Here is a 3,389-nt window from a genome sequence, read left to right on the forward strand (position 1 = left end):
CCCTCGACGCCCGCTCCCGTGGCTCCGTCCCAGGAGGCCCCGCCCGCCTCCGAAGCCCCACCGGTCACCGAGAGCCCGCAGCGCCGGGAAACCCCCGAAGCACCCGAAGCCCCCTCCGGCTTCCGCACGGTGAACGACCCCGCCGGTTTCTCCCTGGCCGTGCCGGACGTCTGGTCCCGTACGGACGAGACCTCCGGCCAGATCACCTACGCCGGCTCCACCGGCATGGAGCACCTGCTCATCGGCGTCGTCCCGAGCCCGCCGTACGCCTCCTCGTACGACAACTTCCTCACCATCGAGAGGAAGGCCAGGGTCAACCAGCGGGACTTCCGGCGGCTGCGCCTCGAACGGAACACCTTCCAGGGCCGTCCGGGCGCGATCTGGGAGTACACCTTCACCGACAAGCAGACGGGCGAGACCCTGCACGCCATCGACCAGGGCTACATCGCCCCGAACGGCACCGACTACTCGATCTACATCAAGAGCCGGGACCGGGACTGGCAGCACTCCCGCGAGATCTTCGACGCCGCGCTGTCCACCTGGACGCTGGGCTGACCCCGTACTCCGCGCGCACCCTTCCGAAGGCCGCTCGCCGCGCCGCAATAGACTGCCCCTGACCTGTGCCCCACGGCACGCGACGCCGAGTCTTACGGGAGATCCCGCCGTGACCGAGCCCCTCTCCGAGCACACCGCAGATGTGATCGTCGTCGGGGCCGGACCCGCCGGCTCCACCACCGCCTACTACCTCGCCAAGGCCGGGCTCGACGTCCTGCTGCTGGAGAAGACCGCGTTCCCGCGCGAGAAGGTCTGCGGCGACGGCCTGACGCCCCGCGCCACCAAGCAGCTGGTGTCGATGGGCATCGACATCTCCGAGGAAGCGGGCTGGCTGCGCAACAAGGGCCTGCGCATCATCGGCGGCGGCGTCCGCCTCCAGCTCGACTGGCCGGACCTGGCCTCGTACCCGGACTACGGCCTCGTCCGCAAGCGCGACGACTTCGACGAGCAGCTCGCCCGGCAGGCCCAGAAGGCCGGCGCCCGCCTCCACGAGCGCTGCAACGTGGGCGAGCCCGTCATCGACCCCCGTACGGGCCGCATCACCGGCGTCCACGCCAAGCTCGGCGAGGAGAAGACCCCGGTCACCTTCCACGCCCCGCTGGTCGTCGCCGCCGACGGCAACTCCACGCGCCTGTCGCTCGCCATGGGCCTGCACCGCCGCGAGGACCGCCCGATGGGCGTGGCGGTGCGCACGTACTTCACCTCCCCGCGCCACGACGACGACTACCTGGAGTCCTGGCTGGAGCTGTGGGACCGCCGCGGCCCGCAGGACCGCCTGCTGCCCGGCTACGGCTGGATCTTCGGCATGGGCGACGGCACGTCCAACGTCGGTCTCGGCATCCTGAACTCCTCCAAGGCGTTCCGGGAACTGGACTGGCGCGAGGTGCTGAAGGCGTGGTGCGCGTCGATGCCGGAGGACTGGGGCTACACCCCGGAGAACATGACGATGCCGATCCGCGGCGCCGCGCTGCCGATGGCCTTCAACCGCCAGCCGCACTACACCAAGGGCCTGCTGCTCGTCGGTGACGCGGGCGGCATGGTGAACCCGTTCAACGGCGAAGGCATCGCGTACGCCATGGAGTCCGGCCAGATCGCGGCCGACGTCATCGTCCAGGCGCAGGCCCGCGCGACCCCCGCCCAGCGCGAGCTGGCCCTCCAGTCCTACCCGAAGGTCCTCAAGGAGACCTACGGCGGCTACTACACGATGGGCCGCGCCTTCGTGAAGCTCATCGGCAACCCGAAGGTCATGAAGCTCGCCACCCAGCGCGGCCTGACGCACCCGGTGCTGATGAAGTTCACGCTGAAGATGCTGGCCAACCTGACCGACCCGACGGGCGGCGACGCGATGGACCGCATCATCAACGGCCTGGCGAAGGTGGCGCCGAACTCCTGACCCGCGTGCGGGTGTCAGCCGCGCGGCAGTCGGTCGTCCTTCACAGCGGTGACGAAGGACGACCACGCGGCGGTACGGAAGGTGAGGGCGGGACCGCCGGGGATCTTGCTGTCCCGCACCGGCATGACCCCGGGCAGACCGTCGGCCACTTCGACGCAGCTCCCGCCCTCGGCGTTGCTGTGGGAAGACGTGCGCCACGTCGCCGTGCTCAGGTCATGCGCGTTACTCATGGTGCGAAGTCCTCCGCCGCCGATTCGATCAGGGCCAGGGACGCCTGGGGTGACAGCGCGGCGGCCCGGATCAGATCGTATGACCGCTGGTACTTGGCGACCAGCGGCGGCATGTCGACCAGTTGACCCGAATGCTGCCCCTCCGAGTATGCGACGGGTGGCGCGTCGTCGAACGTCATGACCGCGAACATGCCGCTGCTCGCCGCGTGCGCCCCGGCGGAGAAGGGCAGAACCTGAACCAGGATGCGTCCGCGCCGGACCAGTGCGGCGATGTGTGAGAGCTCGCGAGCCATGACTTCCCGGCCGCCCACCGGGATGCGAAGCACAGTCTCGTGGAGGACGACCCACACCACGGGCCTTGTCGGACCGTCGAGCAGGGCGGCCCGCGCCGCCCGGGCTCGTGCCCACGTGTCCATGTCGTGGTCGAGGACCAGTGCCGCAGTAGGAGCCATGAGAGCGCGTACGTACTCCTCCGTCTGAAGCAGCCCGGGTACAAGCGTCGGCGCGTACTCGCTGATCGTGATGGCGTCCGCTTCCAAGGTGGCAGCATCGGCGAAGTAGGCCGGGTGCGGACTGCTGTCGATCAGCTCCTTGCACATGCGGGCCAGGAGGCCGTCCGTTCCCAGTTCGCTGTCGATGCGCCGCGCGAGGTCGAACCGGGGCTTGCGGACGGCCGCCTCGATCAGGCCGATGTACGCCCCCGAGACGTATACCCGGTCCCCGAGCTGCTGCTGGGTGAGCGATGCCGCTTCTCGCCGCCGCTTGAGTTCGGAGCCGAAGAACGGCCATCCGACCTTGCCCTGCGCGAAGCTCAGACCCGTGTTGGGCTTGTTCGCCATGGAACTCCCCTGCGTCGCACCACTGTTGGTCCCCGCTTCCCCACCCATCGTATGTGCGGAGCGCGACGAGTGAGCACGGAAAGTGACAAGGCGAATGAACGGCGCTTGAGCTTCGGGGGGCGAGGTCCGAGACTCTTTTGCTGGGAATGGTGGGTGGGGATCCTCCCCACCCACCCCGCCTCCGGCGCGCCAACTCGCGCTCGCGGCAACGGCGGTGACGTTTCGTGATCAGGTCGCCACGCAGCGCCGCGAAGGTGTAGCGTGCGGCACGACGAAACGACCCCCATGCGGTGGTGGAACACCGCACAGGGGTCTGACCACAAGATCGTTACGAGGTCGATCTCATGGCTGTTCAGCAGCTTAGCCCCGCCC

General features: G+C 69.1%; 4 protein-coding genes. 2 read left to right on the forward strand and 2 right to left on the reverse strand.

The genetic code is table 11. The annotated features are described in order from the left end of the window. Both E2E34_RS32715 and E2E34_RS32720 read left to right on the forward strand, forming a co-directional pair. The coding region (locus E2E34_RS32715; protein ID WP_500691586.1) for a serine/threonine kinase C-terminal domain-containing protein at window positions 1–555 on the forward strand (555 nt) is incomplete at its 5' end. A gap of 109 nt (window positions 556–664) precedes the next feature. Beyond that, window positions 665–1,948 (forward strand): geranylgeranyl reductase family protein, encoded by a 1,284-nt coding sequence (locus E2E34_RS32720; protein WP_138905466.1) that lies wholly within the window; start codon window positions 665–667, stop codon window positions 1,946–1,948. A gap of 14 nt (window positions 1,949–1,962) precedes the next feature. Here the strand turns inward: E2E34_RS32720 and E2E34_RS32725 are convergent, their stop codons facing one another. Together E2E34_RS32725 and E2E34_RS32730 are read right to left on the reverse strand one after the other, a co-directional pair. After that, window positions 1,963–2,178: a DUF397 domain-containing protein gene (locus E2E34_RS32725; RefSeq protein WP_138905467.1), complete on the reverse strand. Its 216-nt coding sequence runs from the start codon at window positions 2,176–2,178 to the stop codon at window positions 1,963–1,965. Beyond that, complete coding sequence (locus E2E34_RS32730) at window positions 2,175–3,017, reverse strand: helix-turn-helix domain-containing protein (RefSeq protein ID WP_138905468.1); 843 nt, start codon at window positions 3,015–3,017, stop codon at window positions 2,175–2,177. Before E2E34_RS32730 ends, E2E34_RS32725 begins: the two co-directional genes overlap by 4 nt. Window positions 3,018–3,389: the final 372 nt, after the last annotated feature.

The organism is Streptomyces albidochromogenes, assembly GCF_005981925.1.
In the GTDB taxonomy this organism is placed as follows: Bacteria; Actinomycetota; Actinomycetes; order Streptomycetales; family Streptomycetaceae; genus Streptomyces; species Streptomyces albidochromogenes.